The 4,016-nt window shown below is 62.9% G+C and carries 5 protein-coding genes; 1 reads left to right on the top strand and 4 read right to left on the bottom strand.

Going from position 1 to position 4,016, the window contains the following annotated elements; translation table 11 throughout:
- The coding region (locus ACK41X_RS22965) for a flavin reductase family protein (RefSeq protein ID WP_409728497.1) at positions 1-305 on the bottom strand (305 nt) is incomplete at its 3' end.
- Between the two features lie 4 nt (positions 306-309).
- Positions 310-1,767: a 4-hydroxyphenylacetate 3-hydroxylase family protein gene (locus ACK41X_RS22960; RefSeq protein WP_409728494.1), complete on the bottom strand. Its 1,458-nt coding sequence runs from the start codon at positions 1,765-1,767 to the stop codon at positions 310-312.
- 112 nt (positions 1,768-1,879) lie between these two features.
- Between ACK41X_RS22960 and ACK41X_RS22955 the strand changes: the two genes are divergently transcribed.
- Positions 1,880-2,842: a LysR family transcriptional regulator gene (locus ACK41X_RS22955; RefSeq protein WP_409728491.1), complete on the top strand. Its 963-nt coding sequence runs from the start codon at positions 1,880-1,882 to the stop codon at positions 2,840-2,842.
- On the opposite strand, the gene ACK41X_RS22950 is transcribed toward ACK41X_RS22955, so the two are convergent.
- Both ACK41X_RS22950 and ACK41X_RS22945 read right to left on the bottom strand, forming a co-directional pair.
- Positions 2,795-3,730 (bottom strand): 2-hydroxyacid dehydrogenase, encoded by a 936-nt coding sequence (locus tag ACK41X_RS22950; protein ID WP_409728488.1) that lies wholly within the window; start codon positions 3,728-3,730, stop codon positions 2,795-2,797. The two genes, ACK41X_RS22955 and ACK41X_RS22950, sit on opposite strands and share 48 nt — an antisense overlap.
- Positions 3,727-4,016, bottom strand: a 290-nt coding sequence (locus tag ACK41X_RS22945) for a type II 3-dehydroquinate dehydratase (protein ID WP_409728485.1), incomplete at its 5' end; no start/stop codon positions are given. The genes ACK41X_RS22945 and ACK41X_RS22950, both read right to left, overlap by 4 nt.

The raw sequence follows: 4,016 nt of genomic DNA, 5'->3' as shown, positions 1-4,016 counted from the left end.
CAGGCGGCATTGCCGAAACGGTTGTCGCGCAGCTCCGGGATCATGCCGGCAAAGGCTTTGGCCACATGCTCCTGGTCCTCGGCGAGCACATTCGCAACGAACACGCCGTTCCTCAGGATGATCTCCAGCGCGCGGCTGTCGCGATGCACGCAGGCGATCACCGAAGGCGGCTCCATCGACAGCGAGCACAGCGTCGAAACCGTGACGCCGGCGCGCCCGCCAACGCCGTCCGTGGTCAGCACGGCGACGCCCGATGCGGTGCGCCGCATCGTGTCCCGGAACCGGTCGGCCAGCGCGTGCATCATGCCGTTACTTCTTTCCGCCGCCGTTGACGCGATCGGACAGGTCGGCGGCGCGCTTGACGAAGTCGAGGGGGCCGGAAAAGTCGAAGGAATTGTAGACCGCGGCGAGATGATTGAAGTGCGGCGCCTGCGCGAACTGGATGAAGGTCAGCCGGTGGCCGGCATAATCGGAGTTGAGCAGATCGCGCGCGAAAGCAAGCAGCTTGCGGCGGTCCTCGGCGTGCCAGTTGTCGTTCAGGGTATAGAACTTTTCGAGCCAGCTTCCGGAGCCCTGCGCCTTGAAGGCGGCCTCGTTCGGGGTGACGCAGATCTGGCCGCCGCACAATTCGCGCGCGATATGCATCATCTGCGGCAGGTTCGAGCAGGCGAAGACGCGGCCGGCATAGAGCATCGGCTGGTTCGGCATCAGGAGGTCGCCCGGGCTCTTCTGCGCAGCGGCGACAGCCGCCGTCAAATGCGCGTTGATACCCTCGCGGTAGCAGACCAGGTCGGCGAGCTTCTCGCGCACCGCCTGCATCTTGTCGAGGCCGGTCTGCTTGGCGTTCCACATCGCAGCGCCGATCATCATGTCGGCGACATAGAGAATGCGCAGCACGTAAGGGAACGCCGAATAGCGGTGCAGCGTGCCGCGAATATATTGCGCGGCCTTGGTGTGGCGGTAGAAGAACACGTCCTCCCAGGGGATCAGGACGTCGTCCAGCACCATCAGGAAGTCGACTTCATCGAATTTGTTGGCGAGCGGATAATCGGCGGCGCTGGTGCGGCCGGCAAAGCCCGAGCGCGCGATATGCTTCACGCCCTTCGCGCCCATCTTCACGATGCCGCCGACCGCATAGTCGGAGAGCTGCTCGTTGGTCCAGGCGCCGACGGTCGGCTTCAGGAAGGCCTGGTCGGCATAGCCCGATGCGGTCTCGTATTTCGCTCCGCGCACGATGATGCCGGCATCGGTCTCCCTGACCACATGCACCATCATGTCGGGGTCCTGATCCTGTGGCGCTTTGGAGCGGTCGCCCTTGGGATCGGTGTTCGCCGAGACATGGAACGGATCGTTCTGGATCACCGCCTGGATGTGATTGGCGATATTGTCGCCAAAGCGCGGATCGATCTCGTTGAGGACGTCGCGGCCGTCGAAGAGCGACCACATTTCGCCAACGGTCTCGTCGCCGACACGGGTGACGACGCCGCGAATTTCATTCATGACCGTGTCGCAGGCGTCGCGCTTGTCCTGCCAGTCCTTCTGTTCGCGCGGCAGGCGGTTGAAGATCGAATGCCGGCTGTTGTCCTCGACATAGGTGAGCACCGGCGCGTGCGTGTCCTCGTGCTGCATGTCGTACATGCGGGCGCGGATGTCGACGATCGGCTTCAGGGCCGGATGCGTGGTCGGATCCTTGACCCGTTCGCCGTCGATCCAGATTTCGCGGCCGTCCCGAAGACCGTCCCGATATTGCTCACCTGTCCGGATCATCGCCTGTCTCCGCGCCTTGATCTTTCTCAAAGATTGCGCAGCGCGGCTAAATCGGTAAAATACTTTATTCCGTCAAACTTCATCGGATTTTCCGATGAAGGGATTAGGCCCCATGAACCTGTCCCTGCGGCAATTGCGTTATGTGGTGGCGGCCGCCGATGCCGGCCATGTCACGGCGGCGGCCAAGCGCCTCAATGTGTCGCAGCCTTCGATTTCCAGTGCGATCGCCGAACTGGAGGCGGAAATCGGGGTGCCGCTGTTCATCCGGCACCATGCCCGGGGCGTCACGCTGACTCCGGTCGGCGAGCGCGTGGTCAACGAGGCGCGGCTTCTGCTCAAGCATGCGCAGGACTTCACGCAGAATGCGATCGACCTTGGTAACGCATTGAAAGGCGAGATCACCGTCGGCTGCTTCCTGACGCTGGCGATCCGCTTCATGCCGGGCCTGCTCGCCGGCTTCGCCCAGAAATATCCCGGCATCACCGTGACGCTACAGGAGGGCGACCAGGAAGAGACGATCGCCTCGATGCTGTCCGGCCGCATCGAGATCGCGCTCGCCTACAGCCTCGCGGTGCCAGATGACATCCATGCCGAGCCGCTGATCGACCTGCCGCCCTATGCGATCGTGGCGGCCCATCATCCTTTCGCAGGTAGAAAGTCGGTAAGTCTGCGTGAACTTGCTGACGAGCCCTTCATCCTGCTCGATCTGCCGCATTCGCGCGACTATTTCTTCGGGCTGTTCCGCGCCGCTGGTATAGAGCCGCGCATCGTCTTCAAATCGCGCTCGCAGGAATTGATTCGCGGCCTGGTCGCACATGGCCATGGCTTTGCCATCCAGAACGCCATTCCGGCGACGACCGTTGCCTATGACGGCAACCGCATCGCCGTGCTTGCTTTCGAGGAGGCGCTGCAGCCGACCCGCATCATGACGTTGCGCCTGAAGCATTATGCGACGCGTCCGGCGGTGCAGGCCTTTGAGACCTACGTCCACGAAGCCTTTTCGCCGGACGGCCTGTTTGCGCCGGGCTCAATAACCCCGCCGGGGGTCGACCTGGTGAAGCGGGGCAAGGCCTGAGCGCACCCGGCGGATGCTCTCGGCGACTTCGCGGGCGGCCGCTTCCGGCACGGTGATGCTGGCCAGATGCGGCGTGATCAGGACATTTTCCATCCCCCAGAATACATGCCCCTTCGGCAACGGCTCGACGGTGAACACGTCGAGCGTGGCTTCCGCGATGTGTCCCGTTTGCAGGGCCGCGATCAGCGCGGACTCGTCGACCACGGCGCCGCGGGAGGCGTTGATGAGTTTGGCGCCCTCGGGCAAGAGCGACAGCCGCCGTGCATCGATAAGGCCGCGAGTTTCGGGGGTCAGCGGCAGGAGGATCACCAGAATCTCGGTGCTGCGCAGAAACGCGTCGAGCGCCTCCATGCCGTTGCTGCATCGCACGCCCGGAATGTCCTTCAGGCTGCGGCTCCAGCCGCGCACGTCGAAACCGGTGCGCGCAAGCGCCTGCGCGGCGGGCGCGCCGAGTTCGCCGAGGCCGAGCACGCCGACCTTGATGTCCGACAACGCGCGCGGATGCACATATTTCCATTCGCCGCGGCGCTGCGCGCGCTCAAAAATGTAGATGTCGCGGGCATAGCGGATGACCGAGAACAGCACGTAAGAGCTCATCAGCGACACCATGCCGGTGTCGGAAAGGCGCGAGATCGGCACGTCGGGAAGATCGTCGCGGCCGACCAGCGAATCCACGCCGGCGCCGAGATTTGTGACGAGTTTCAGGTTGGGGAAGCGTGCAAAAAAGCCTTTCGGTGGTTTCCACGCCAATGCGTAATGGACAGCGGCCGGATCGACGGCGCCCGGATCGGTGTGGAAATCCAGATCCGGCAGCTCCGCGGTCAGGGTTTTCTTCCACGCAGCCGGATCGTCAAACTCGCTGTAAAAAATCAGCGCATCCTTGCTCATGACGTACGCGCCTTTTCCAGGAGACGAGCCATTGCGGTGATCGCCATCTCATATCCCAGAGGACCGAGGCCCGCGACGATACCCGTTGCCGCCTTCGAAATGAAGGAATGATGGCGAAACGGCTCGCGTTTGTAGATGTTGCTCATATGCACTTCGATGATCGGCTTTTCATAAGCAAGCAGCGCGTCGAGAATGGCGATCGAAGTATAGGTCAGCCCGGCGCCGTTGATGAGAAGGCCGTCGGTGTCCTGCCGAGCGGCCTGGATCCAGTCGATCAGTTCGCCTT

The sequence above is a fragment of the Pseudorhodoplanes sp. genome (genome assembly GCF_046289595.1).
Lineage (GTDB): Bacteria > Pseudomonadota > Alphaproteobacteria > Rhizobiales > Xanthobacteraceae > Pseudorhodoplanes.
This window is presented reverse-complemented; position numbering and strand designations above follow the sequence as displayed.